Here is a 24681-nt window from a genome sequence, read left to right on the forward strand (position 1 = left end):
CTTTGTCTAACCAGGGTCACCCGTTAAAGTCTTCTTCGCCGCCTTACTTTCGGCTAATTTTTGCCGTAGAATCACTCCGCCTTTTCAAGGCAACCATGTCCGTTGGAAGCTGTTTTCAAAGCGTCACGAGCACAGTTCATCCGGTAGAACGGCGTTGGCCCTGTCCATGCGAGCGCATGGCCACGGCCAACCCCTCATCAGCCTTCCGTTCTACAGGCGTAAAACTTTGAAAACAGCTTCTGTAAGGATTCTCTGCGACCCTGGCTTGCCGGCTCAAAAAGCCGTCTTCAGCGCATGGGTGCAGAAGAATGCTGGATGAGCGTCCCGGACTCCCTTTAGGGACCACTGATGAGGGTAATAACTGTGCTTGAAGCCTACCGCAAACATATCGAAGAGCGTGCCGCTCTGGGTATCGTGCCCCAGCCGCTGAACGCCGAACAAACTGCAGGCCTGGTCGAGCTGCTGAAAAACCCGCCGGCCGGCGAAGAAGCCTTCCTCGTAGACCTGATCACCAACCGCGTTCCGCCAGGAGTCGACGAAGCCGCCTACGTCAAGGCCGCTTTCCTCTCCGCTGTCGCCAAGGGTGAAGCCAAGTCGCCACTGATCGACCGCAAGCACGCCACTGAGCTGCTGGGTACCATGCAGGGCGGCTACAACATCGAAACGCTGGTCGCGCTGCTGGACGACGCCGAACTGGGCGCCGTCGCGGCCGAACAGCTCAAGCACACCCTGCTGATGTTCGATGCCTTCCACGACGTGGCCGAAAAAGCCAAGGCGGGCAATGCCCACGCCAAGGCCGTGCTGGAATCCTGGGCTGCCGGCGAGTGGTTCACCTCGCGCCCGGCGATCGCCGACAAGTACACCCTGACCGTGTTCAAGGTGCCTGGCGAAACCAACACCGACGACCTGTCCCCTGCCCCGGACGCCTGGTCGCGCCCAGACATCCCGCTGCATGCCCTGGCCATGCTGAAAATGGCCCGCGACGGCATCGAGCCTTCGCAGCCTGGTTCGGTCGGCCCGCTGGCGCAGATCGAAGCGGTCAAGGCCAAGGGCTTCCCGGTCGCCTACGTCGGTGACGTGGTCGGTACCGGTTCCTCGCGTAAATCGGCCACCAACTCGGTGCTGTGGTTCTTCGGCGACGACATCCCGTACGTGCCGAACAAGCGCGCCGGTGGCTTCTGCTTCGGCACCAAGATCGCTCCGATCTTCTACAACACCATGGAAGACGCCGGCGCCCTGCCGATCGAATTCGACTGCACCAACCTGGGCATGGGCGACGTCATCGACGTTTACCCTTACAAAGGTGAAGTACGCCGTCACGGCAGCGACGAACTGGTCACCAACTTCGAGCTGAAAACCGAAGTGCTGCTGGACGAAGTCCGCGCTGGCGGTCGTATCCCGCTGATCGTCGGCCGTGGCCTGACCGAGAAAGCGCGTGCCGAGCTGGGCCTGGCCCCTTCCGACCTGTTCAAGAAGCCTGAGCAACCTGCCGCTTCGACCAAAGGCTTCACCCTGGCGCAGAAGATGGTCGGCCGCGCCTGCGGTCTGCCAGAAGGCCAGGGCGTGCGCCCAGGTGCCTACTGCGAGCCGAAGATGACCACCGTCGGCTCCCAGGACACCACTGGCCCGATGACCCGCGACGAGCTGAAAGACCTGGCGTGCCTGGGCTTCTCCGCCGACCTGGTAATGCAGTCGTTCTGCCACACCGCGGCCTATCCGAAGCCGATCGACGTCACCACCCACCACACCCTGCCAGACTTCATCCGCACCCGTGGCGGCGTGTCGCTGCGCCCGGGCGACGGCATCATCCACAGCTGGCTGAACCGCATGCTGATGCCTGACACCGTCGGCACCGGTGGCGACTCGCACACCCGCTTCCCGATCGGCATCTCGTTCCCGGCAGGCTCGGGCCTCGTGGCCTTCGCCGCTGCCACCGGCGTCATGCCGCTGGACATGCCGGAGTCGATCCTGGTGCGCTTCAAGGGCAAGCTGCAGCCTGGCATCACCCTGCGTGACCTGGTCCATGCCATCCCTTACTACGCCATCCAGAAAGGCCTGCTGACCGTCGAGAAGAAAGGCAAGAAGAACGCCTTCTCCGGCCGCATCCTGGAGATCGAAGGCCTCAACGACCTGACCGTCGAGCAAGCCTTCGAGCTGTCCGACGCCTCGGCCGAACGCTCCGCCGCCGGTTGCACCATCAAGCTGCCGGAGAAGGCCATCGCCGAGTACCTGCAGTCCAACATCACCCTGCTGCGCTGGATGATCGGCGAAGGCTACGGCGATGCCCGCACCCTGGAGCGCCGCGCCCAGGCCATGGAAGCCTGGCTGGCCAAGCCTGAGCTGCTGTCGGCCGACGCCGATGCCGAATACGCCGAAATCATCGAAATCGACCTGGCCGACGTCAAGGAGCCTGTGCTCTGCGCGCCGAACGACCCGGACGACGCCCGCCTGCTGTCCTCGGTACAGGGCGAGAAGATCGACGAAGTGTTCATCGGTTCGTGCATGACCAACATTGGTCACTTCCGCGCCGCCGGCAAGCTGCTGGACAAGGTCAAGGGCGGTATCCCGACCCGTCTGTGGCTGGCCCCGCCAACCAAGATGGACGCTCACCAGCTGACCGAAGAAGGCTACTACGGCATCTACGGCAAGGCCGGCGCGCGCATGGAAATGCCAGGCTGCTCGCTGTGCATGGGTAACCAGGCACGTGTACAGACCGGTTCGACCGTGGTCTCCACCTCGACCCGTAACTTCCCGAACCGTCTGGGCGACGCCACCAACGTGTACCTGGCCTCGGCCGAGCTGGCTGCTGTCGCTTCGATCATCGGCAAGCTACCGACCGTTGAAGAGTACATGCAGTACGCCAAGGACATCGACAGCATGGCTGCCGACGTCTACCGCTACCTGAGCTTCGACCAGATCGCCGAGTTCCGCGAAGCCGCGGCCAACGCCAAGATCCCGGTGGTTCAGGCGTAAGCAGCTGCAAGTGGTAAGTTACAAGTGGTAAGAAGAGGCCCCGGTAGCGATACCGGGGCTTTTTCGTTGGTGCCGCCGCCCTCATCGCGAACATCACATCACGAACAGATCGACAAACCTGTGCACGGGCATGGCCTCCAGCCTCGCCTGGTCCTTGCACAACGCCACGATTTCCTCACAGCGCTGGCGCACGTAGCGCGTCGCCAGGTTCTCCCTGAACTTCGCCTCCAGCAACGGCATCCCCTCCTTCCGCCGGCGTCGATGCCCGATCGGGTACTCCACCACCACCTGCGGCGTGTGACTGCCATCCTTGAAGAACACCTGCACGCCATTGGCAATGGAACGCTTGTCGGCCTCCAGGTACTCGCGGCTGAAGCGCGGTTCCTCGACGATCACCATCTTCTCGCGCAGGCGGTCGATGCTCGGGTGCGCGGCATGGAAGGCATCTTCGTAGTGCTCGGCCACCAGGTCACCGAATATCAACGGCACCGCCGTCATGTATTGCAGGCAGTGGTCGCGGTCCGCGGCATTGGCCAGCGGCCCTTCCTTGGAAATGATGCGAATCGCCGATTCGTGGGTGGTGATGACGATGCGGTCTATCTCGTGCAGGCGGTTGCGCACCTGCGGGTGCAGGATCACCGCAGCTTCGCAGGCCGTCTGGGCATGAAATTCGGCGGGGAAGCTGATCTTGAACAGCACGTTTTCCATCACATAGCTGCCCAGCGGCTGCGGCAGGCGCAGTTCCCGCTGCGCCTCGGGCTTGAGCGCCAGGTCCTTGTTGGTGTGGCTGAACGACACGTCGTAGAACCCCCACTGCCTGGCGGTCAGCGCACCGGGCACACCCATCTCGCCGCGCAGCGCGATATCGGCCAGGCGCACGCCACGACTGGAGGCATCCCCCGCCGCCCACGACTTGCGCGAGCCGGCGTTGGGCGCATGACGGTAGGTGCGCAGGGCCTGGCCATCGACGAAGGCGTGAGAGAGTGCCGACAGCAATTGTTCGCGGCTGGCGCCCATGAGCTTGGCACACACTGCTGTCGAGGCGACCTTGACCAACAGCACATGGTCCAGGCCAACCCGGTTGAAGGAGTTCTCCAGCGCCAGCACGCCCTGGATCTCGTGGGCCATGACCATGGCATCGAGCACCTCGCGCATGGCCAGGGGCGCCTCGCCATTGGCCACGCGTTTTTGCGACAGGTGATCGGTGACCGCCAGGATGCCGCCAAGGTTGTCCGAAGGATGGCCCCACTCCGCCGCCAGCCAGGTGTCGTTGTAGTCCAGCCAGCGGACGATGCAGCCGATGTCCCAGGCCGCCTTGACCGGATCGAGGCGGTAGCTGGTGCCTGGCACGCGGGCGCCGTGGGGGACAATCGTGCCTTCGACCAACGGGCCAAGATGCTTGGTGCATTCGGGGAAGCGCAGGGCCAAAAGGCCGCAGCCCAGGGTGTCCATCAGGCAGTGGCGGGCGGTGTTCAGCGCCTCGGAGGACTCGACGCGGTAGCCGAGCACATAGTCGGCGAGGGTCTGCAGGACCTGGTCGTAGTCGGGACGGGTGTTGAGGTCTACGTTTGCGCTCATTCGTGGCTCCTTGATAACAGGGGCCGCAAAGCGGCCCCGCTCAACGAATGCCGAGCACTACTGATGCCTTAGAAACTATCACCGGGCACGCGCACCCAGCCCTCCATCAGCACCCGAGCGCTTCGGCTCATGATTGCCTTGGTCACGGTCCATTGCCCGTCCACCTGACGCGCCTCGGCCCCGACCCGCAGTGTCCCGGACGGATGGCCGAAACGCACCGCGCTACGTTCCCCGCCACCGGCAGCCAGGTTGACCAGCGTCCCGGGAATCGCCGCGGCGGTACCGATGGCCACCGCCGCGGTGCCCATCATCGCGTGGTGCAGCTTGCCCATCGACAGCGCCCGCACCAGCAAGTCGATCTCCTCGGCAGGCACGGCTTTGCCACTGGAGGCAGTGTAGGTGCTCGGCGTCGCGACGAACGCCACTTTCGGCGTGTGCTGGCGCCCGGCGGCCTGGTCGATATGTTCGATCAGCCCCATGCGCACGGCGCCATGGGCACGGATGGTCTCGAAACGCTGCAACGCGGCGGCATCGCCGTTGATGGCGTCCTGCAACTCGCTGCCGGTATAGCCGATATCAGCGGCATTGACGAAGATGGTCGGGATACCGGCATTGATCAGGGTCGCCTTGAAGGTACCGACGCCCGGCACCTCGAGGTCGTCGACCAGGTTGCCGGTGGGGAACATCGCCCCGCCTCCGCCCTCCTCGTCGGCGGCCGGGTCGAGGAACTCCAGCTGCACCTCGGCGGCCGGGAAGGTCACGCCGTCGAGCTCGAAATCGCCGGTTTCCTGCACCTCGCCTTCGGTGACCGGTACATGGGCGATGATGGTCTTGCCGATATTGGCCTGCCAGATCCGCACGGTAGCGATGCCGTTGCGTGGAATGCGGCTTGCATCGACCAGACCGCCACTGATGGCGAACGAGCCGACCGCCGCGGACAGGTTGCCGCAGTTGCCGCTCCAGTCGACGAAGGCCTTGTCGATCGAGACCTGGCCGAACAGGTAGTCGACGTCGTGGTCGGGCTTGATGCTTTTAGACAGGATCACCGTCTTGCTGGTGCTGGAGGTGGCGCCACCCATGCCGTCGATCTGCTTGCCGTACGGGTCGGGGCTGCCGATCACCCGCAGCAGCAGGGCGTCGCGAGCTGGGCCCGGGACCTGCGCGCGCTCGGGCAAGTCTTGCAGCCGGAAGAACACGCCTTTGCTGGTACCGCCACGGATGTAGGTGGCGGGGATTTTTACCTGTGGTGCATGTGCCATTGCAGTGTTTCCTGATCTTTTCATTGCGACGCAAAGACTGGGGCTGCTGCGCAGCCCATTCGCCGCGGTTCGTCGTCACGACAAGCCGGCTCCCACATGAGCATGCCGCACCTACTGTGGGAGCCGGCTTGCCGGCGAAAGGGCCGCTCAGCGGCCCCGCTTATTCAGGCCGTGCCTTCCAGGAAGTCCTGGGCAAAGCGCTGCAACACCCCACCCGCCTCATAGATCGACACCTCTTCGGCGGTATCCAGGCGGCAGGTCACCGGCACCTCGACGCGCTCGCCGTTGCGCCGCGTGACCACCAGGGTCAGCGTCGCGCGCGGCTTGCGCTCGCCCAGCACGTCGTAGGTTTCGCTGCCGTCCAGGCCCAAGGTCTTGCGGTCGGTACCCGCCTTGAACTCCAGCGGCAGCACGCCCATGCCCACCAGGTTGGTACGGTGGATGCGCTCGAAGCCCTCGGCGACAATCGCCTCGACGCCCGCCAGACGCACGCCCTTGGCCGCCCAGTCACGGGACGAACCCTGGCCGTAGTCGGCACCAGCAACGATAATCAGCGGCTGCTTGCGCTGCATATAGGTCTCGATGGCCTCCCACATGCGGGTCACCTTGCCTTCCGGCTCGATGCGCGCCAGCGAACCCTGCTTCACGCTACCGTCGTCGTTGCGCACCATCTCGTTGTACAGCTTGGGGTTGGCGAAGGTGGCGCGCTGCGCGGTCAGGTGGTCGCCACGGTGGGTGGCGTAGGAGTTGAAGTCTTCCTCCGGCAGGCCCATCTTCGCCAGGTATTCACCGGCGGCGCTATCCAGCAGGATGGCGTTGGACGGCGACAGGTGGTCGGTGGTGATGTTGTCCGGCAGCACCGCCAGCGGGCGCATGCCGCGCAGGGTACGCTCACCGGCCAGGGCGCCTTCCCAGTATGGCGGGCGCCGGATGTAGGTGCTCATCGGACGCCAGTCGTACAGCGGCGCGACCTTCGGCCCCTTGTCTTCCTCGATGGCGAACATCGGGATGTACACCTGGCGGAACTGCTCGGGCTTGACCGAGGCGCGCACCACGGCGTCGATTTCCTCGTCGCTCGGCCAGATGTCCTTGAGGCGGATTTCCTTGCCGTCGACCACGCCCAGCACGTCCTTCTCGATGTCGAAACGGATGGTACCGGCGATGGCGTAGGCCACCACCAGCGGCGGCGACGCGAGGAACGCCTGCTTGGCGTAGGGGTGGATACGCCCGTCGAAGTTGCGGTTGCCCGACAGCACGGCGGTGGCGTACAGGTCGCGATCGATGATCTCCTGCTGGATCAACGGGTCCAGCGCGCCGGACATGCCGTTGCAGGTGGTGCAGGCGAAGGCGACGATGCCGAAGCCCAGTTGCTCCAGCTCCTGCTCCAGGCCGGCTTCCTTCAGGTACAGCTGCACCGCCTTGGAGCCCGGCGCGAGCGACGACTTGACCCACGGTTTGCGCACCAGGCCAAGCTTGTTGGCGTTGCGTGCGATAAGGCCAGCGGCGATCACGTTGCGCGGGTTGCTGGTGTTGGTGCAGCTGGTGATGGCGGCAATGATCACCGCGCCATCCGGCATCTGCCCCGGCACCTCTTGCCATTGTCCAGCAATGCCCTTGGCTGCCAGGTCGCTGGTGGCCACGCGGGCATGCGGGTTGGACGGGCCTGCCATGTTACGCACCACGCTCGACAGGTCGAAGCTCAGGGTGCGCTCATACTCGGCCTTGGCCAGGCTGTCGGCCCACAGGCCGGCGACCTTGGCGTAGGTTTCCACCAACTGCACCTGCTGGTCATCGCGGCCGGTCAGCCTGAGGTAGTCGATGGTCTGCTGGTCGATGGCGAACATCGCCGCGGTGGCGCCGTACTCCGGGGCCATGTTGGAGATGGTGGCACGGTCGCCCAGGGTCAGCGCGCTGGCGCCAGCACCGTGGAATTCGAGGTAGGCGCCGACCACCTTCTGCTTGCGCAGGAACTCGGTCAAGGCCAGTACCAGGTCGGTAGCGGTGATGTTCGGCGCCAGGCGCCCGGTCAGCTCGACGCCGACGATCTCCGGCAGGCGCATCCACGAGGCGCGGCCGAGCATGACGTTTTCGGCCTCCAGGCCACCGACACCGATGGCGATCACGCCCAGGGCGTCGACATGCGGGGTGTGGCTGTCGGTGCCGACGCAGGTGTCGGGGTAGGCCACGCCGCGGTCGTTGTGGATCACTGGCGACATCTTCTCCAGGTTGATCTGGTGCATGATGCCGTTGCCCGGCTGGATCACATCGACGTTCTTGAACGCCTGCTTGGTCCAGTTGATGAAGTGGAAACGGTCCTCATTGCGGCGGTCTTCGATGGCGCGGTTCTTGTCGAACGCCTGCGGGTCGAAGCCCCCGCATTCCACGGCAAGCGAATGGTCGACGATCAGTTGCACCGGCACCACCGGATTGACCGCGGCCGGGTCGCCGCCTTTTTCAGCGATGGCGTCGCGCAGCCCGGCGAGGTCGACCAGGGCGGTCTGGCCAAGGATGTCGTGGCACACCACGCGGGCCGGGAACCAGGGGAAGTCGAGGTCGCGCTTGCGCTCGATCAGTTGCTCGAGCGATGCATCGAGGGTGGCCGGATCGCAGCGGCGCACCAGGTTTTCGGCCAGTACGCGGGAGGTATAGGGCAAGCCGTCGTAAGCGCCAGGCTTGATCGCCTCGACCGCGGCACGGGCGTCGAAGTAGTCCAGGGCGGTGCCTGGCAGGTTCTTGCGGAATGCGGTGTTCATATCGTTATCGGGCTCACGGTATTCGGTTTGCAGGTCAGGCCTTGGGGGCGCTGCGCACCCCATCGCCGGCAAGCCGGCTCCCACAGCAACGCATGGACATTGTGGGAGCCGGCTTGCCGGCGAAAGGGCTGCATGGCAGCCCCAGCGGTCGTTGCCTCAGCGCTGCTCGATCGGCACGAACTCGCGCTGCTCGACGCCGGTGTACTCGGCACTCGGGCGGATGATGCGGTTGTTGGCGCGCTGCTCGAACACGTGCGCGGCCCAGCCGGTCAGGCGCGAGCAGACGAAGATCGGGGTGAACAGCTTGGTCGGGATGCCCATGAAGTGGTACGCCGAAGCATGGTAGAAGTCGGCATTGGGGAACAGGCGCTTCTGCTCCCACATGGTCTTGTCGATGGCTTCGGAGACCGGGTACAGGACCTTGTCGCCCACCTCGTCGGCCAACTGCTTCGCCCAGCCCTTGATCACTTCGTTGCGCGGGTCGGACTCTTTGTAGATGGCATGACCGAAGCCCATGATCTTGTCCTTGCGTTCGAGCATGCGCAGCAGCTCGGCAGTGGCTTCCTGCGGGCTCTGGAAGCGCTCGATCAGCTCCATGGCGGCTTCGTTGGCGCCACCGTGCAGCGGGCCGCGCAGCGAGCCGATGGCGGCGGTGACGCAGGAGTACAGGTCGGACAGGGTCGAGGCACAGACCCGGGCGGTGAAGGTCGAGGCGTTGAATTCGTGCTCGGCGTAGAGGATCAGCGAGACGTTCATCACCTTGACGTGCAGCTCGCTCGGCTTCTTGCCGTGCAGCAGGTGCAGGAAGTGGCCGCCGAGGGTGTCTTCGTCGCTGCTGCAGTCGATACGCACGCCGTGGTGGGTGTAGCGGTACCAGTAGCACATCACCGCCGGGAACAACGCCAGCAGGCGGTCGGTCTTGTCGCGCTGGGCGTCGAAGGTCAGCTCCGGCTCCAGAGTGCCGAGCACCGAGCAGCCGGTGCGCATCACGTCCATCGGGTGGGCATCGCGCGGAATGCGCTCGAGCACTTCCTTCAAGGCTTGTGGCAGGTCGCGCAGGCCCTTGAGCTTGTGCTTGTAATCGGCCAGCTCGGCCTTGCTCGGCAGCTCGCCGTAGAGCAGCAGGTAGGCCACTTCCTCGAACTCGGCGCCTGCGGCCAGGTCGCGCACGTCATAGCCGCGGTAGGTCAGGCCGGCACCGGCCTGGCCGACGGTCGACAGCGCGGTCTGGCCGGCCACCTGGCCACGCAGGCCCGCGCCACTGAGTACTTTTGCTTCGGCCATGGTGTTTCTCCTTTCTTGAATTTGTTATCGAAGTCTTTCTGGCTAATCCGGGTGGCTGTACCGGCCTATCGCCGGCAAGCCGGCTCCCACAAAAAGCAGGCTTGCGCAATCCTGTGGGAGCTGGCTTGCCAGCGATGAGGCCCTCACGGCCTCAACCTTTTTTCTGGGCGAACAACGCATCGAGGCTCTGCTCGAAGGCGTGATAGCCGATGGCATCGTAGAGCTCCATGCGGGTCTGCATGGTGTCGATCACGTTCTTCTGCGTGCCGTCGCGGCGCAGCGCGGTGTAGACGTTCTCTGCCGCCTTGTTCATGGCGCGGAAGGCCGACAGCGGGTAGAGCACCAGCGACACGTCGACCGACGCCAATTCCTCGGTGGTGTACAGCGGCGTGGCGCCGAACTCGGTGATATTTGCCAGGATCGGCGCCTTCACCCGGTCGGCGAAGGTCTTGTACATGTGCAACTCGGTGATCGCCTCGGGGAAGATCATGTCGGCGCCGGCCTCGATGCAGGCGGCGGCGCGATCCAGCGCGGCGTTCAGGCCTTCCACCGCCAGGGCGTCGGTACGGGCCATGATCACGAAGCTATCGTCGCTGCGTGCATCCACGGCCGCCTTGATGCGGTCGACCATCTCCTGCTGCGAGACGATCTCCTTGTTCGGGCGGTGACCGCAGCGCTTGGCGCCGACCTGGTCCTCGATATGGATGGCGGCGGCGCCGAACTTGCTCATCGACTTGACAGTGCGGGCGACGTTGAAGGCCGAAGCGCCAAAGCCGGTGTCGACATCCACCAGCAACGGCAGGTCGCACACATCGGTGATGCGCCGCACGTCGGTAAGCACGTCGTCCAGGCCACTGATGCCCAGGTCCGGCAGCCCCAGGGAGCCGGCGGCGACACCACCACCGGAGAGGTAGATGGCCTTGAAGCCGGCGCGCTTGGCCAGCAGGGCGTGGTTGGCGTTGATGGTCCCGACCACCTGCAGCGGATGTTCGGCGGCGACCGCGTCACGGAAACGCTGGCCGGGCGTGCTCTTCACTGTCATGACTCACCTCGTGGGCTATTGTTGTCGGCACCCTGGTAGTGGCGCTCGATATTGCGTTTGGACGCGCCGATGTGGCGGCGCATCAGGAGTTCTGCAAGCTCACCGTCGCGGGCTTCGATGGCATCGAGGATACGGTGGTGCTCGGCGAAGGCCTGGCGCGGGCGGTTGGGCGTGGAGGAGAACTGGATGCGGTACATGCGCACCAGCTGGTACAGCTCGCCGCAGAGCATCTTGTACAAGGTCTGGTTGCCGCTGCCCTGGATGATCCGGTAGTGGAAGTCGTAGTCGCCTTCCTGCTGGTAATAGCCCTGCCCGGCCTGGAACGCGGCATCGCGCTCATGGGTATCGAGCACATGGCGCAGCTCGTCGATGGCGGCCTGGCTCATGCGCTCGGCGGCCAGGCGGCAGGCCATGCCTTCGAGCGATTCGCGGATTTCGTACAGCTCGATCAGCTCGGCGTGGCTCAGCGACACCACCCGTGCGCCGACATGGGGCACGCGCACCAGCAGGCGCTGGCCTTCGAGGCGGTGGATGGCTTCGCGCAGCGGGCCACGGCTGATGCCGTAGGTACGCGCAAGCTCAGGCTCGGAAATCTTGCTGCCGGGGGCGATCTCGCCCTTGACGATGGCGGCCTGGATACGCCGGAAGACATGCTCCGAGAGGGTCTCGGTCTCGTCCTGCGGCAGTGCCACGGCCTGGGATGCATCCAGCATGATTGTCGACACCTTTAAAATCAATGACGGCAAAACTAGCTAAACAGAGAGCTACAGTCAAAGACAAAAAGAACATTGTCGACAATCGTCTAATAACGAACTAACCAAGCCCACCCGCGGTCAGATCGCGGGCGCGCTGGCGTCAAGGCACCGGCGTGATAGAATGCCGCGCTCCTTCGGGAGCATGGATAGTGTGTCTGTCATCATTTCATGCCCATGACAGATCAATGAGGACGCTTGGCCAGTCGCCTTGCCCTGAACTTTGCACAGCACCGCGCCAGGATTATGAGACTCAAACCCGCTTCATTGCTGCTCTGCCTGACCCTGCTGCCGGCACTCGCGCCCGCGGCCGAAAAGACCGTGTACGGTCTCAATGAATACGCCCGCCTGGGCGACCTTGACCTGGAAGTGGCAGCCAAGCTCGACACTGGCGCCAAGACCGCCTCGCTCAGCGCCCGCGACATCAAGCGCTTCAAGCGCAACGGCGAGAGCTGGGTGCGCTTCTACCTGGCCATCGACGCCGCGCACAAGCACCCCATCGAACGCCCTCTGGCCCGCGTCAGCAAGATCAAGCGCCGCGCCGGGGACTATGACGCCGATTCGGGCAAGGCCTACACTGCCCGCCCGGTCATCGAACTCGACATCTGCATGGGCCAGACGCGACGCACCATCGAGGTCAACCTCACCGACCGCAGCGCCTTCCAGTTCCCGCTGCTGATCGGCTCCGAGGCCCTCAAGCACTTCGGTGCGCTGGTCGACCCAAGCCTTAAATACGCGGCCGGCAAACCTGCCTGTGCCACCGAAGCTACCAAAGCAGAGTAATTCCGATGCGCTCTCTTACCCTCCACCTGAAAGTCCTGATCACCATCCTGGTGGTGCTGGGCATCGCGATCACGGCCTACCAGATCTTCGCCCTCGGCATCCCGGTGACCGAGGACGAGACCGATGACCTGTGGAACATCGACGCCAAGGTCGAGTTCGTTGCCAGCGCCAAGGACCCGGTCAAGGTGCAGATGTTCGTGCCCCCGCTGAACCGTGACTACGTGAGCCTCAACGAGAGCTTCATCTCCAACAACTACGGGGTCAGCGTCAACCGCGCCGACGGCAACCGCAAGGTGACCTGGTCGGCCCGTCGCGCCAGCGGCAACCAGACCCTCTACTACCGCCTGGTGCTGACCAAGCGCTACAGCAACGAGAAGGCCAAGATCAAAGGCCCGACCTTCCGCGACAGCCTGGCCGTCGAAGGCCCGGAGAAGATTGCCGCCGAGGCACTGATGGCACCAATTCGCCAGCATTCGGCTGACGTCGAGACCTTCGTCAGCGAGACCATCAAGCGGGTCAACAACGCCAACGACGACAACGCCAAGCTGCTGCTGGCCGGCGACAACTCGCCGCTGAAGAAAGCCCAGGTCATCGACCTGCTGCTGTCCATCGCCCACGTTCCGCTGGAGAAGGTCCACACCATCCGCCTGGTGGCCGACACCCCGCAGAGCCCTGAGCTGTGGCTGCGCAGCTTCAACGGCAACGACTGGCTGTACTTCAACCCGGAGACCGGCGAACAGGGCCTGCCCAGCGACCGCCTGCTGTGGTGGACCGGCGACGACAACCTGATCACCGTCGATGGCGGCAAGAAGGCCACCGTCACCTTCAGCATGAACAACAGCGAGATGAACGCCATCCGCCTGGCCAAGCTGACCGACGAGAACACCGACGCCGACTTCCTCGAGTACTCGCTGTACGGCCTGCCGCTACAGACCCAGCAGACCTTCATGATCATGGTGATGATCCCGATCGGCGTGCTGGTGATCCTGGTGCTGCGCAACCTGATCGGCATCCAGACCCTGGGCACCTTCACCCCGGTACTGATCGCCCTGGCCTTCCGCGAGACGCAACTGGGCTTCGGCATCATCCTGTTCACGGTGATCACCGCCCTGGGCCTGTCGCTGCGCTCGTACCTGGAACACCTCAAGCTGCAGATGCTGCCGCGCCTGTCGGTGGTGCTGACCTTCGTCGTGGTGCTGATCGCCGCCATCAGCCTGTTCAGCCACAAGCTGGGCCTGGAGCGCGGGCTGTCGGTAGCGCTGTTCCCTATGGTGATCCTGACCATGACCATCGAACGCCTGTCGATCACCTGGGAAGAACGTGGCGGCGGCCATGCCATGAAAGTGGCCGTCGGCACCCTGTTCGCCGCCTCCATCGCGCACCTGCTGATGACCGTGCCGGAAGCCGTGTACTTCGTCTTCACCTTCCCGGCGGTGCTGCTGATCCTGGTGGGCTTCATGCTGGCGATGGGTCGCTACCGCGGCTACCGCCTGACCGAGCTCGTGCGCTTCAAGGCATTCCTGAAGAAGGCTGACGCCTGATGTTCGGCCTGATCAAGACCTGGAAAGCCCTGGAGGCCCGGGGCATCATGGGTATCAACCGGCGCAACGCGGACTACGTGTTGAAGTACAACAAGCGCCACCTGTACCCGATCGTCGACGACAAGATCATCACCAAGGAGCGCGCCTTGGCGGCCGGGATCCATGTCCCGGAGATGTACGGCATCATCGAGACCGAGAAGCAGATCGAGAAGCTCGACGAGATCATCGGCGGGCGCAGCGACTTCGTCATCAAGCCGGCCCAGGGCGCCGGCGGTGACGGCATCCTGGTGATCGCCGACCGCTTCGAGGACCGCTACCGCACGGTCTCGGGCAAGATCATCAGCCATGAGGAGATCGAGCACCAGATCTCCAGCATCCTTACCGGCCTGTATTCGCTGGGCGGGCACCGCGACCGGGCGCTGATCGAGTACCGGGTCACCCCGGACCAGATCTTCAAGAGCATCAGCTACGAGGGGGTGCCCGACATCCGCATCATCGTGCTGATGGGCTATCCGGTGATGGCCATGCTGCGTCTGCCGACCCGCCAGTCCGGCGGCAAGGCCAACCTGCACCAGGGCGCCATCGGCGTCGGTGTGGACCTGGCCACCGGCCTGACACTGCGCGGCACCTGGCTGAACAAGATCATCAGCAAGCACCCCGACACCACCAACGCAGTGGACGGCGTGCAACTGCCGAACTGGGACGGTTTCATGAAGCTTGCGGCCAGCTGCTACGAGCTGTGCGGCCTGGGCTATATCGGCGTGGACATGGTGCTGGACCAGGACAAGGGCCCGCTGATCCTCGAACTCAACGCCCGCCCCGGCCTGAACATCCAGATCGCCAACGACTGCGGGCTCACGCAACGCACCCACGCCATCGAGGCGCACCTGGAGATGCTGGCCAAGGAAGGTCGCAGCGAGGATGCCGAGCAGCGCGTGAAGGTCTCGCAAGGCCTGTTCGGGCACGTTCATCCAGGCTGAAACCTCGTAGGAGCGGGCTTGCCCCGCGATTGGCATAAAGGCAGCCTGCGCTATCGCGGGGCAAGCCCGCTCCCACGACCCCTGTCTTTGCGCAACATCTAAATGTCGCTGCCAGCGCTAGGCGCATCCCCCCCACAGGTCTACAATCGCCCTCCTCGCTTTTTCATCGCCGTCCACTCTGATGCCGACCTGTACGCTGCACCCCCTGCCCTACCAGCCCGACCCCGCCTTCTACTTCGAACGCCTGCGCCGCGCGCCCGGCGCGATCCTGCTCGACAGCGCCCGTCCAAGCGCCGAACGGGGTCGCTACGACCTGCTCAGCGCCTGGCCCCTGCAACAGCTGCAGGCACGCACCGATGAAAACGGCCAGGCTTATCTGCAACGCCTGCGCCAGGCATTGGTGGACCTGGGGGAAGCCCAGCTGCCCGACGGCATCGAACTGCCCTTCGCCGGCGGCTTGATCGGCTACCTGAGCTACGATTTCGGCCGGCGCCTGGAGCATCTGCCCGCCTTGGCGGCCGACGACCTCAAGCTGCCTGATGCGCAGCTCGGGCTGTATGCGTGGGCATTGGTGACCGACCATCGACTGGGCAGCAGCCAACTGGTGCTCCACCCCAGCCTGCCCCAAGCCGAACGGCAGCGCCTGATCGCGATCTTCGAAGCCAGCCCCTCGGCCGAATCGACTGACTTTCAGTTGCTCGCGCCGATGACCGGCGATCTTCACGCCGCGCAGTACCGGGCAGCGTTCGACCAGGTCCAGCGCTACATCCAGGCCGGCGACTGCTATCAGATCAACCTTACCCAACGCTTCCGCGCCCCATGCCAGGGCGACCCGTGGCACGCCTACCAGGCCCTGCGCGCCGCCTGCCCAACGCCTTTCTCCGGCTACCAGCAGCTGGATGAAGGCACGGCGCTGCTGAGCTTCTCACCCGAGCGCTTCATCCGTGTCAGCCAGGGCGAGGTCGAGACCCGCCCGATCAAGGGCACTCGGCCGCGCTCCGCCGACCCGCGCGAGGACGCCCGCAACGCCGCCGAATTGCTGGCCAGCGCCAAGGACCGCTCGGAAAACCTGATGATCGTCGACCTGCTGCGCAACGATATCGGTCGCACCTGCCAGACCGGCTCGGTGAAGGTCCCGGAACTGTTCAGCCTGGAGAGCTACCCCAACGTCCATCACCTGGTCAGCAGCGTGGTCGGCCAGCTGGCCGCCGGCAAGGACGCCCTGGACCTGATCGCTGGCAGCTTCCCCGGCGGCTCGATCACCGGCGCCCCGAAGATCCGCGCCATGCAGATCATCGACGAGCTGGAGCCGACGCGCCGGGCGCTGTACTGCGGCTCGCTGCTGTACCTCGACGTGCGCGGCGAGATGGACAGCTCGATCGCCATCCGCAGCCTGCTGGTCAAGGACGGCCAGGTCAGTTGCTGGGGCGGTGGCGCGGTGGTGGCCGATTCGGATTGGCAGGCCGAATACGAAGAGTCGATCGCCAAGGTGCGCGTGCTGATGGAAACGCTGCAAGCCTTGTAGAACTCCGTTGGAGCGGGCTTGCCCCGCGATCGCCAGGCGTCTGCCCCGCCATTTTTTGTTACCATCTGACCACTACGAGCGCACAGCGCCACTCACCCGATGGAAACCGCCTGATGAGCCAACCCTTCGACGTCGCCGCCCTGGCCGCGACCTACGCCAGCAAGTCCCCGCAGGAGATCCTCAAGCTCGCCTTCGAACACTTCGGCGACGACCTGTGGATCTCCTTCAGCGGTGCCGAGGATGTGGTGCTGGTGGACATGGCCTGGAAGCTGAACAAGCAGGTCAAGGTGTTCAGCCTCGATACCGGTCGCCTGCACCCGGAAACCTACCGCTTCATCGACCAGGTGCGCGAGCAGTACAACCTGCCGATCGAAATCCTCAGCCCGGACCGCGCCAAGCTCGACCCGTTCGTCAAGGAAAAGGGCCTGTTCAGCTTCTACAAGGACGGCCACGGCGAGTGCTGCGGCATCCGCAAGATCGAGCCGCTGCGCCGCAAGCTGGCCACCGTCAGCGCCTGGGCCACCGGCCAGCGCCGCGACCAGAGCCCGGGCACCCGCAGCCAAGTGGCTGCCCTGGAGATCGATAGCGCTTTCTCCACCCCCGAACACCCCCTGTACAAGTTCAACCCCCTGGCGCAGATGACCAGCGAGGAAGTCTGGGGCTACATCCGCATGCTCGAGCTGCCCTACAACAGCCTGCATGAGCGCGGCTTCATCAGCATTGGTTGCGAGCCGTGCACCCGCCCGGTGCTGCCGAACCAGCATGAGCGCGAAGGACGTTGGTGGTGGGAGGAGTCGACCCAGAAGGAATGCGGGCTGCACGCCGGCAACCTGATCAGCAAGGCATGAACGACTGGGGCCGCAAAGCGGCCCCAGTTATTTCAGGTCAGTGCACCGGCAACTCGACACCCTCGAACAGCTCTTCGAGCTCCTGCTTGTTATGGCACTGGATCGCCTTGGCCATCACCTCACGGGTCAGGTGCGGGGCGAACTTCTCGATGAAGTCGCACATGAAACCACGCAGGAAGGTGCCGCGACGGAAACCGATCTTGGTGATGCTGGCTTCGAACAGTTCGCTGGCATCCAGGCACACCAGGTCGCTGTCGAGCTTCGGGTCCACCGCCATCTTGGCCACGATACCCACGCCCAGGCCCAGGCGCACATACGTCTTGATCACGTCGGCGTCGGCCGCGGTGAACACCACCTTCGGTGTCAGGCCACGGTGGTTGAACGCCTCGTCGAGCTTGGAGCGACCAGTGAAGCCGAATACATAGGTAACGATCGGGTACTCAGCCACCGCCTCCAGGGTCAGCTTAGGCAGCTTGGTCAGCGGGTGCCCCTGAGGCACTACCACGCAACGGTTCCACTTGTAGCACGGCATCATGATCAGGTCGCCGAACAGCTCCAGCGCCTCGGTGGCGATGGCAAAATCGACGGTGCCGTCAGCCGCCATCTCGGCGATCTGCATGGGCGAGCCCTGGTGCATGTGCAGGGCGACTTCCGGGTATTGCTTGATGAAATTGCTGATCACCGGCGGCAGCGCATAGCGCGCCTGGGTGTGGGTGGTGGCGATCGACAGGGTGCCCTTTTTCTCGTTGGAGAATTCCTGGGCGATCTGCTTGATGCTCTCGACCTTGCGCAGGATCTCGCCGGCAGTATTGATGATGCGCTCGCCCGCCGGGGTGACACGGGTCAGGTGCTTGCCGCTGCGGGCGAAGACTTCGACGCCCAGCTCATCCTCGAGCAGGCGGATCTGCTTGCTGATCCCGGGCTGGGAGGTATAGAGGCTCTGCGCCGTCGCGGAAACGTTGAGGTCATGGTGCGCCACTTCCCAGATGTAGCGCAGTTGCTGAAGCTTCATAGATATCCCTCAAAGGCGGTAGGTCACCGGCGCGCCGGCAGCAACGAGTTATAACTATATTAGTGGCTAGAGAAATAAATCTAGAACTATTTTGTTACGTTCGCAGGAAAAAACCTACCGCCACACTCACACTTTCCTACGCCCAAGATGCTGGGCCAACGGCACCATGTACACCGGCACCGGCGACAGCTGCAGCAACCGCACCGCCGTGCGACCGATCGGCACGTCCACCCCGGCCCCTGCGCTGTGGCTGCCAAAGATCAGCAAGTCGACCGCCAGGCGCTGGGCCTGTTCAAGGATCACCTGCGCCGGGTCGCCTTGACGCACCCGTACCGCACGGATCAGCGCCAGATCGGCGACCTCGCCCAGTTCCTCGCGAAAGTTTTCCAGCACCCGCTGCTCGATATTGGCCATGACCGTAGTCACGCCCTCACTGTGCAATGCATCGAGAGTCTGCTCATCGAGGTAGCTCTGCAGCAAGGATTCGGCGAACTGGCCCATGGGCTCCACGGCATGGATCACATACAGCTCCGCGTTGAAGGTCCGCGCCAGGGCCAAGGCGTGCTGCATGACGAAGGGCGCGTAAACACCGAGGTCTGTAGCGAACAGCATGGAACGGATCATTCGACCTCCTCGACTGCCGCTTCGGCAGAGCAAGCTTGAGCTTAGCAGCGCCATGGGCCGTCGCCTGGCCGTCCGGCGCACAGCCGCTGCGGCTTTCAGGCCTGCCGGTTACGCCGGTCGAGAAACGCCAGTGCCTGGTACAACGCCTCCATGCGCGGCAACTCGCACCCCGCCGCGCGTGCGCGGGCCAAGGGCTCGGCGTAGATCGCCTGCAGCTCCAGCGGCCGCTGCAAGGCATGGTCGTGATACATGCTTGGCCAATAGTCCGGCATCTTTTCGGTAACCCGGAACAGGTGTTCGGCATAGCCTTGCGGCAACTCAAGGCCACAGGCCCTGGCGCCGGCCACCACTTCCGCCATCAGAGCCTGGATCAGCGCACGGCTGTCGGCATCGCCCATCAGGGGTGTGGTGCTGGCCTGCAGCAGCACCGAAAGGCCGTTGTAGGGCACATTCCACACCAGCTTCTGCCAACGCGCCTGGTCGAGGTCGGCCATGGCCTGGGAGTCGATGCCCGCGGCCCGGAACAGGGCCGCGCCCTCCTCCACCACTACCGCTGCGTCACCCTGTGCAGGGCCACTGTGATAGCCCAGGTTCACCGCGCCCAACGACTGGTGACGAATCACCCCGGGGCGCTCGCGGTTGACACAGATGAAGCACAGCCCACCCAGCAGGTGCATGTCCGGACGCAAGGCCGGGCGCAGTTGCTCCTCGACCCCAAGGCCATTCTGCAGCAAGACCACTCTGGCCTGCGGCGCTGCGGCTTGCACGATCAAGGGCGCCAGCTCGGCATTGCTGGTGGCCTTGGCCCCCACCAGCAGCCAGTCGCAAGGCGGCATGTCGGCGGCAGAGGCGTAGGCCTGCACGGGCATGCGCACCTGACCATGCACGGCGCTGTCGAGCTGCAGCCCCTGTTCATGCACGGCCTGGTATTCACTGCGCAACAGAAAGTGCACGTCGAAGCCGGCGCGGGCGAGCATCAGGCCATAGAAGCCACCGATTGCGCCGCTGCCAATGATGCCGATACGGGGATTGCCAACCTGAGGGTCGAGGGACGCCATGCCGTGCTCCTGGTCAAGAGTCATTGTTATGGGTCAGCACTATACGCAGGTGTTGCTGCCACGGTGAAATCGTCCCGCCAGGCCGCAAGCTCGCGCCCAAATGCCGCTTGGCGGGCAAAAACCCCGTATCGACGGGGCCCAGCCCATTGTCGCGCCCCCGCTAACGCGCTAAGGTTCGGCCTCCCCGCTGCGAACAATCTGCTGCTGGGCCGCACGGGGATTGCTGGCGGCCGGCACCCGTGACCTGACGAGTAACACGATGGCTGATTTACCGATCGATGACCTTAACGTTGCCTCCAACGAGACCTTGATCACCCCTGATCAGCTCAAGAAGGAAATCCCCCTCAGCGCCAAGGCCCTGCAGACCGTGACTGCCGGCCGTGAAGTGGTGCGCAATATCCTCGACGGCAAGGACCATCGCCTGTTCGTGGTGGTCGGCCCGTGCTCGATCCACGACATCAAGGCCGCCCACGAGTACGCCGAGCGCCTGAAGGTATTGGCCGAGGAAGTTTCCGACACCCTGTACCTGGTCATGCGCGTGTACTTCGAGAAGCCACGCACCACCGTCGGCTGGAAAGGCCTGATCAACGACCCGTACCTGGATGACTCGTTCAAGATCCAGGACGGCCTGCACATCGGCCGCCAGTTGCTGCTGGACCTGGCCGAGAAGGGCCTGCCCACCGCCACCGAAGCGCTCGACCCGATCTCCCCGCAGTACCTGCAGGACCTGATCAGCTGGTCGGCCATCGGCGCCCGCACCACCGAATCCCAGACCCACCGCGAGATGGCCTCCGGCCTGTCCTCGGCGGTCGGCTTCAAGAACGGTACCGATGGCGGCCTGACCGTGGCGATCAACGCCCTGCAGTCGGTGTCCAAGCCGCACCGCTTCCTGGGCATCAACCAGGAAGGTGGCGTATCCATCGTCACCACCAAGGGCAACGCCTACGGCCACGTGGTGCTGCGCGGCGGCAACGGCAAGCCCAACTATGACTCGGTGAGTGTCGCCCTGTGCGAACAGGACCTGGCCAAGGCGAAGATCAAGCCGAACATCATGGTCGACTGCAGCCACGCCAACTCCAACAAGGATCCGGCCCTGCAGCCACTGGTCATGGAGAACGTGGCCAACCAGATCCTCGAAGGCAACCAGTCGATCATCGGCCTGATGGTCGAGAGCCACCTGAACTGGGGCTGCCAGGCCATTCCGAAGAACCTCGACGAGCTGCAGTATGGCGTGTCGGTCACCGACGCCTGCATCGACTGGGCCGCCACCGAGAAGACCCTGCGCAGCATGCACGCCAAGCTCAAGGATGTGCTGCCCAAGCGTCAGCGCGGCTGAGAAATCGCGCAAACGAAAACGCCGGGCAATGCCCGGCGTTTTCATGTGTGCGTGCTGCCAGGTCAGGCCTTGCTCGAATGACGCTGCTGGCGCTCCATGTAGCGCTCCACATAAGAGCACGACGGGATGACCGTATAGCCCATCTGCTCGGCGTACTCCAGGGCCTTTTCGGTCAGCGCGGCGGCAATCCCGCGCCCGCGCAGGGCGTTGGGAACGAAGGTGCGATAGATGTCCAGCGTCTGCTTGCCCAGGTCCATGTACGTCAGGTACGCCCGGTGACCGTCCACGGTGGTCTCGAACTGATGACCGGCCTGGTCATGGTGGATGGTCAGCGTTTCGCTCATCACTACTCCTCGCAGGTCTTGTCGGCAGACCCATACCTTACCGATGTGGTTTATCCGGCGGAGGAACCTCCACGCCACCTGTGCCCCTTGGACAGCAGCACGATTTGGATCGTTCTGCGTCGATGGCACCCTCAAATAGTAGGCGGCGCCAGCAAGAATGCTCAAGCTGCCCTGAATGAAAATGCTGACAGCAACGCCTGCACCGCCTGGCAACAGCATCCGGATGTTGTAGGGCTAAGACGCTGACAGACAGTTAAAGTCACCCTTAGTTCAACAAAAAAGTTCCTGTACTACAATCGCTTGCGAACGCTGCCCATGGTTTTCACACTTTGTTTACAAACCCTGTCGCCAGAGCCCTCGGCAGCATTTTTTTTGCAGTTCTTGCGCTCAGTCAGTTTACTTACTACAAGTAATGGGTACTATGTACGCCGGCCAGTTTCTCTTTTCCGAGAGATGGCTATTTAATAGAAAGTCCTTGAAGGGGAACACGATGAACAACGTTCTGAAATTCTCTGCTCTGGCTCTGGCCGCAGTTCTGGCTACCGGTTGCAGCAGCGTATCCAAAGAAACCGAAGCTCGCCTGACTGCTACCGAAGACGCAGCAGCTCGCGCCCAGGCTCGTGCAGACGAAGCCTACCGCAAAGCTGACGACGCTCTGGCAGCTGCTCAGAAGGCTCAGCAGACCGCTGACGAAGCCAACGAGCGCGCTCTGCGTATGCTGGACAAAGCCAGCCGCAAGTAATAATCCTCACGGATTGTTATGGAGCCGACCCACTTGTGGGTCGGCTTTTTTATTGCCTCGAAGAAAGCCTGTTGCTGCAAGGCCAAACAACAGGGGCCGCTTTGCGTCCCATCGCGGGGCAGGCCCACTCCTACAGCGCAGCGCACGCCTACCTGTAGGAGCGGGCTTGCCCCGCGATGGGCCGCAAGGCGCCCCCTAAGTGCCCCGCTAGTTAACGGCGGGTAATCGCTTACTGCAATTCCGGTGGAATGCTCGACACCATCGGCGCGCTTGCACCATTGGTAGGCACGGCGATCTCGACCGGCATGCCATCTTCGGCGGCGACCACATCGCGAACCATGTCCCAATTCATGCGCAAGTTGTTGGCCAGGTCTTCACGCTTGAGCAGCGCGTTGATGACGGCGGTGTGCTTGTCGACCACCGACGGATTGCCTTGATCGTCCAGCGGCGTGTGGGCTTCCAGATAGACTTTGCCAGCACTGATACCGAACTTGTACGGCTCGTTGATGATACGTACCGGGGTGCCCACCGGGACCATCTTCGACAGCGTCAGCACATTGTTGTTGAGCATGCGGAAGCAACCGTGACTGGTGCGCATGCCGATACCGAACTTCTTGTTCGAGCCATGGATCAGGTAGCCCGGCACCCCAAGGGTGAACTTGAACGGCCCCAGCGGGTTGTCCGGCCCGGCCGGCACCACGGTCGGCAGGATGTCGCCATCGGCGGCGTGCTCGGCACGGATCGAGGCCGGCGGGGTCCAGGTCGGATTAGCTGTCTTGGCGGTGATCTTGGTGTTCGCGATCGGCGACCCCCAACCCTCGCGACCAATACCCAGCGGGAAGGTATGCACCACGTTCTGCCCTTTCGGGTAGTAGTAGAGGCGGTACTCGGCCAGGTTGATGACAATGCCTTCGCGCGGCCCTGGCGGCAGGATGTAGCGGGTCGGCAGGATGATCTCGGTACCGGCGCCCGGCAGCCATGGGTCGACGCCGGGGTTGGCGGCGATCATCTCCAGGTAGCCAAGGTCGTTGGCGGTGCCGATATCGGCGAAAGTGTCTTCGTACTTGGCCTGGATGGTGTGGACCTGACCGACGACGTCCTCACCGGGGGGTGGCAACGGCAGTTCCAGCGCAACAGCGGGGCCTGTCGCCAGCAAGGCGGCCAGGGTCAGGCTACGGGTGACGGCGGGAAAGCGCGGCAACATCCGGGAAATCCTTCGAAAGGTCAGTCAAGGGAATCGATTGTACACCCGCGCCGAAACAAGCGGGAGGCGCAAGCATTTCAGATGATGAAAGGCACTCAGAGTTCCGGCCACACCGGGCGCATGCCACGCCGCTGGGCATCGAGGATTGCCTTGCACAACTCACACAGGCGCTCGTCACGGTAGATGGCCCGCTCGACACTCGACCAGCGCGGCTGCGCGGGCAGCAGGCCACCGCACAAGGTGCGGTCGACAGGCACGCCGAGCTCGAGCTGGCGGGCGGCGAGGTGGATGCGCACTTCCTGGCAGGCAAACAGGTCGAGCTGCTCGTCGGGCTCGATCAGTTGGTAGGCGTACAGGGACCAGGCAGGGCGCGGCATCGGGGGCACTCGAAACGGGGGGCGCAACATTAGCCGAAAGCGGCCCCCGATAAAAGCATCACAGCAAGGGTTTTATCGCCGGCCAGGCATTTTCCAGCAAGCGCTGCTGGGCGGCGGCTGCAGGGTGGATGCCATCGGCCTGCATCAGCTCCGGCACCCCGCCCACGCCTTCCAGGAAAAACGGCACCAGCGGCACCTTTTTCTCCGTGGCCAGTTGCTCGTAGACCTGGGCGAACGCCGTGGTGTAGCGCACACCGTAGTTGGGGGGCAGGCGCATGCCCAGCAGCACGACCTTGGCCCCCGCATCGCGGGACTGGTCGATCATTGCCGCAAGATTCTGTTGCAATTGCTGCGGTGGCTGCCCGCGCAGGCCATCGTTGCCACCTAACTCCAGCACCACCAGGTCCGGCTTGTGCGCTGCAAGCAGCGCCGACAGCCGCGCCTGGCCGCCCGCGCTGGTGTCGCCGCTGATGGAGGCATTGACCACCTGGTCGTCAAAACCCTCCTTGCGCAGGTGTTGTTGCAGCAGGTTGACCCAACCCTGACGGGTATCCAGGCCAAAACCGGCGCTGATACTATCGCCCACGACCAGCAATGTTCCCGCTGCCGCGCCCTGGGCCAGGCAACACAGGGCCAGACCGGCACTCAACCACCACACTCGCATCG

The 24681-nt window shown here is 64.0% G+C and carries 21 protein-coding genes; 8 read left to right on the forward strand and 13 right to left on the reverse strand.

Going from position 1 to position 24681, the window contains the following annotated elements; translation table 11 throughout:
* Positions 1-363: 363 nt before the first annotated feature.
* Positions 364-2973, forward strand: a complete 2610-nt coding sequence (gene acnB / locus ACZ9C1_RS09360) for a bifunctional aconitate hydratase 2/2-methylisocitrate dehydratase (protein ID WP_110700910.1) — start codon at positions 364-366, stop codon at positions 2971-2973.
* A 93-nt stretch (positions 2974-3066) separates the two neighbouring features.
* Here acnB and prpD read toward each other — a convergent pair whose 3' ends face one another.
* The 6 genes from prpD to ACZ9C1_RS09390 all read right to left on the reverse strand — a co-directional run bounded on the left by prpD (position 3067) and on the right by ACZ9C1_RS09390 (position 11602).
* Positions 3067-4551, reverse strand: a complete 1485-nt coding sequence (gene prpD, locus ACZ9C1_RS09365) for a 2-methylcitrate dehydratase (RefSeq protein WP_476253905.1) — start codon at positions 4549-4551, stop codon at positions 3067-3069.
* Between the two features lie 68 nt (positions 4552-4619).
* On the reverse strand, positions 4620-5810 hold the full coding sequence (gene prpF / locus ACZ9C1_RS09370; protein ID WP_277504969.1) for a 2-methylaconitate cis-trans isomerase PrpF: 1191 nt from the start codon (positions 5808-5810) through the stop codon (positions 4620-4622).
* A 164-nt stretch (positions 5811-5974) separates the two neighbouring features.
* Entirely contained in the window at positions 5975-8563 is a 2589-nt protein-coding gene (gene acnD / locus ACZ9C1_RS09375; protein WP_277504970.1) for a Fe/S-dependent 2-methylisocitrate dehydratase AcnD, read from the reverse strand.
* Positions 8564-8719: 156 nt separating this feature from the next.
* Positions 8720-9847, reverse strand: coding sequence for a bifunctional 2-methylcitrate synthase/citrate synthase (prpC, locus tag ACZ9C1_RS09380; protein WP_102683265.1), 1128 nt, complete (start codon positions 9845-9847; stop codon positions 8720-8722).
* 151 nt (positions 9848-9998) lie between these two features.
* Positions 9999-10889, reverse strand: a complete 891-nt coding sequence (prpB, locus tag ACZ9C1_RS09385; RefSeq protein ID WP_038706441.1) for a methylisocitrate lyase — start codon at positions 10887-10889, stop codon at positions 9999-10001.
* Positions 10886-11602 (reverse strand): GntR family transcriptional regulator, encoded by a 717-nt coding sequence (locus ACZ9C1_RS09390; protein ID WP_102683264.1) that lies wholly within the window; start codon positions 11600-11602, stop codon positions 10886-10888. Before ACZ9C1_RS09390 ends, prpB begins: the two co-directional genes overlap by 4 nt.
* Positions 11603-11887: 285 nt before the next feature.
* Here ACZ9C1_RS09390 and rloA point away from each other — a divergent pair, with 285 nt between their 5' ends.
* From rloA to ACZ9C1_RS09415, 5 genes are all read left to right on the forward strand, one after another.
* The gene (rloA, locus tag ACZ9C1_RS09395; RefSeq protein ID WP_102683263.1) at positions 11888-12424 is read left to right on the forward strand and encodes a retropepsin-like aspartic peptidase RloA; all 537 of its coding nucleotides are present in this window, start codon (positions 11888-11890) and stop codon (positions 12422-12424) included.
* Between the two features lie 5 nt (positions 12425-12429).
* A complete protein-coding gene (gene rloB / locus ACZ9C1_RS09400; protein ID WP_198753926.1) occupies positions 12430-13965 on the forward strand; it encodes an osmotic stress tolerance membrane protein RloB in 1536 nt (511 codons plus the stop codon).
* Positions 13965-14945: an alpha-L-glutamate ligase-like protein gene (locus ACZ9C1_RS09405; protein WP_102683261.1), complete on the forward strand. Its 981-nt coding sequence runs from the start codon at positions 13965-13967 to the stop codon at positions 14943-14945. The genes rloB and ACZ9C1_RS09405 overlap by 1 nt, the downstream gene beginning before the upstream one ends.
* Positions 14946-15126: 181 nt before the next feature.
* Positions 15127-16470 carry an aminodeoxychorismate synthase component I gene (gene pabB / locus ACZ9C1_RS09410; RefSeq protein ID WP_102683260.1) on the forward strand — a complete coding sequence of 448 codons (1344 nt, stop codon included), beginning with the start codon at positions 15127-15129 and terminating at the stop codon, positions 16468-16470.
* A gap of 113 nt (positions 16471-16583) precedes the next feature.
* Complete coding sequence (locus tag ACZ9C1_RS09415; protein ID WP_102683259.1) at positions 16584-17318, forward strand: phosphoadenylyl-sulfate reductase; 735 nt, start codon at positions 16584-16586, stop codon at positions 17316-17318.
* A 37-nt stretch (positions 17319-17355) separates the two neighbouring features.
* On the opposite strand, the gene cysB is transcribed toward ACZ9C1_RS09415, so the two are convergent.
* The 3 genes from cysB to ACZ9C1_RS09430 all read right to left on the reverse strand — a co-directional run bounded on the left by cysB (position 17356) and on the right by ACZ9C1_RS09430 (position 20012).
* Complete coding sequence (gene cysB, locus ACZ9C1_RS09420; RefSeq protein ID WP_011533140.1) at positions 17356-18330, reverse strand: HTH-type transcriptional regulator CysB; 975 nt, start codon at positions 18328-18330, stop codon at positions 17356-17358.
* A gap of 126 nt (positions 18331-18456) precedes the next feature.
* The gene (locus ACZ9C1_RS09425; protein WP_046854907.1) at positions 18457-18954 is read right to left on the reverse strand and encodes a universal stress protein; all 498 of its coding nucleotides are present in this window, start codon (positions 18952-18954) and stop codon (positions 18457-18459) included.
* A gap of 95 nt (positions 18955-19049) precedes the next feature.
* Entirely contained in the window at positions 19050-20012 is a 963-nt protein-coding gene (locus ACZ9C1_RS09430) for a putative 2-dehydropantoate 2-reductase (protein ID WP_198753924.1), read from the reverse strand.
* A 259-nt stretch (positions 20013-20271) separates the two neighbouring features.
* Here ACZ9C1_RS09430 and ACZ9C1_RS09435 point away from each other — a divergent pair, with 259 nt between their 5' ends.
* A complete protein-coding gene (locus tag ACZ9C1_RS09435) occupies positions 20272-21348 on the forward strand; it encodes a 3-deoxy-7-phosphoheptulonate synthase (protein ID WP_011533136.1) in 1077 nt (358 codons plus the stop codon).
* A gap of 62 nt (positions 21349-21410) precedes the next feature.
* Here the strand turns inward: ACZ9C1_RS09435 and ACZ9C1_RS09440 are convergent, their stop codons facing one another.
* The gene (locus ACZ9C1_RS09440; RefSeq protein ID WP_031315036.1) at positions 21411-21692 is read right to left on the reverse strand and encodes a GNAT family N-acetyltransferase; all 282 of its coding nucleotides are present in this window, start codon (positions 21690-21692) and stop codon (positions 21411-21413) included.
* Positions 21693-22182: 490 nt separating this feature from the next.
* On the opposite strand from ACZ9C1_RS09440, the gene oprI reads away from it, so the two are divergent.
* A complete protein-coding gene (oprI, locus tag ACZ9C1_RS09445) occupies positions 22183-22434 on the forward strand; it encodes an outer membrane lipoprotei OprI (RefSeq protein WP_003259780.1) in 252 nt (83 codons plus the stop codon).
* Positions 22435-22663: 229 nt separating this feature from the next.
* Here the strand turns inward: oprI and ACZ9C1_RS09450 are convergent, their stop codons facing one another.
* From ACZ9C1_RS09450 to ACZ9C1_RS09460, 3 genes are all read right to left on the reverse strand, one after another.
* On the reverse strand, positions 22664-23638 hold the full coding sequence (locus ACZ9C1_RS09450) for a L,D-transpeptidase family protein (RefSeq protein ID WP_476253906.1): 975 nt from the start codon (positions 23636-23638) through the stop codon (positions 22664-22666).
* A gap of 95 nt (positions 23639-23733) precedes the next feature.
* Entirely contained in the window at positions 23734-24015 is a 282-nt protein-coding gene (locus ACZ9C1_RS09455) for a hypothetical protein (protein ID WP_102683256.1), read from the reverse strand.
* Between the two features lie 58 nt (positions 24016-24073).
* Positions 24074-24679 carry an arylesterase gene (locus ACZ9C1_RS09460; protein ID WP_476253907.1) on the reverse strand — a complete coding sequence of 202 codons (606 nt, stop codon included), beginning with the start codon at positions 24677-24679 and terminating at the stop codon, positions 24074-24076.
* Positions 24680-24681 lie beyond the last annotated feature (2 nt).

It is taken from the genome of Pseudomonas sp. TE21435 (genome assembly GCF_056279265.1).

Bases quoted from the DNA above. Each gene is read 5' to 3' on its own strand.
- prpD (WP_476253905.1), bottom strand. From the start codon at position 4,551: ATGAGCGCAAACGTAGACCTCAACACCCGTCCCGACTACGACCAGGTC.
- prpF (WP_277504969.1), bottom strand. From the start codon at position 5,810: ATGGCACATGCACCACAGGTAAAAATCCCCGCCACCTACATCCGTGGC.
- acnD (WP_277504970.1), bottom strand. From the start codon at position 8,563: ATGAACACCGCATTCCGCAAGAACCTGCCAGGCACCGCCCTGGACTAC.
- prpC (WP_102683265.1), bottom strand. From the start codon at position 9,847: ATGGCCGAAGCAAAAGTACTCAGTGGCGCGGGCCTGCGTGGCCAGGTG.
- prpB (WP_038706441.1), bottom strand. From the start codon at position 10,889: ATGACAGTGAAGAGCACGCCCGGCCAGCGTTTCCGTGACGCGGTCGCC.
- ACZ9C1_RS09390 (WP_102683264.1), bottom strand. From the start codon at position 11,602: ATGCTGGATGCATCCCAGGCCGTGGCACTGCCGCAGGACGAGACCGAG.
- rloA (WP_102683263.1), top strand. From the start codon at position 11,888: ATGAGACTCAAACCCGCTTCATTGCTGCTCTGCCTGACCCTGCTGCCG.
- rloB (WP_198753926.1), top strand. From the start codon at position 12,430: ATGCGCTCTCTTACCCTCCACCTGAAAGTCCTGATCACCATCCTGGTG.
- ACZ9C1_RS09405 (WP_102683261.1), top strand. From the start codon at position 13,965: ATGTTCGGCCTGATCAAGACCTGGAAAGCCCTGGAGGCCCGGGGCATC.
- pabB (WP_102683260.1), top strand. From the start codon at position 15,127: ATGCCGACCTGTACGCTGCACCCCCTGCCCTACCAGCCCGACCCCGCC.
- ACZ9C1_RS09415 (WP_102683259.1), top strand. From the start codon at position 16,584: ATGAGCCAACCCTTCGACGTCGCCGCCCTGGCCGCGACCTACGCCAGC.
- cysB (WP_011533140.1), bottom strand. From the start codon at position 18,330: ATGAAGCTTCAGCAACTGCGCTACATCTGGGAAGTGGCGCACCATGAC.
- ACZ9C1_RS09425 (WP_046854907.1), bottom strand. From the start codon at position 18,954: ATGATCCGTTCCATGCTGTTCGCTACAGACCTCGGTGTTTACGCGCCC.
- ACZ9C1_RS09430 (WP_198753924.1), bottom strand. From the start codon at position 20,012: ATGGCGTCCCTCGACCCTCAGGTTGGCAATCCCCGTATCGGCATCATT.
- ACZ9C1_RS09435 (WP_011533136.1), top strand. From the start codon at position 20,272: ATGGCTGATTTACCGATCGATGACCTTAACGTTGCCTCCAACGAGACC.
- ACZ9C1_RS09440 (WP_031315036.1), bottom strand. From the start codon at position 21,692: ATGAGCGAAACGCTGACCATCCACCATGACCAGGCCGGTCATCAGTTC.
- oprI (WP_003259780.1), top strand. From the start codon at position 22,183: ATGAACAACGTTCTGAAATTCTCTGCTCTGGCTCTGGCCGCAGTTCTG.
- ACZ9C1_RS09450 (WP_476253906.1), bottom strand. From the start codon at position 23,638: ATGTTGCCGCGCTTTCCCGCCGTCACCCGTAGCCTGACCCTGGCCGCC.
- ACZ9C1_RS09455 (WP_102683256.1), bottom strand. From the start codon at position 24,015: ATGCCGCGCCCTGCCTGGTCCCTGTACGCCTACCAACTGATCGAGCCC.
- ACZ9C1_RS09460 (WP_476253907.1), bottom strand. From the start codon at position 24,679: ATGCGAGTGTGGTGGTTGAGTGCCGGTCTGGCCCTGTGTTGCCTGGCC.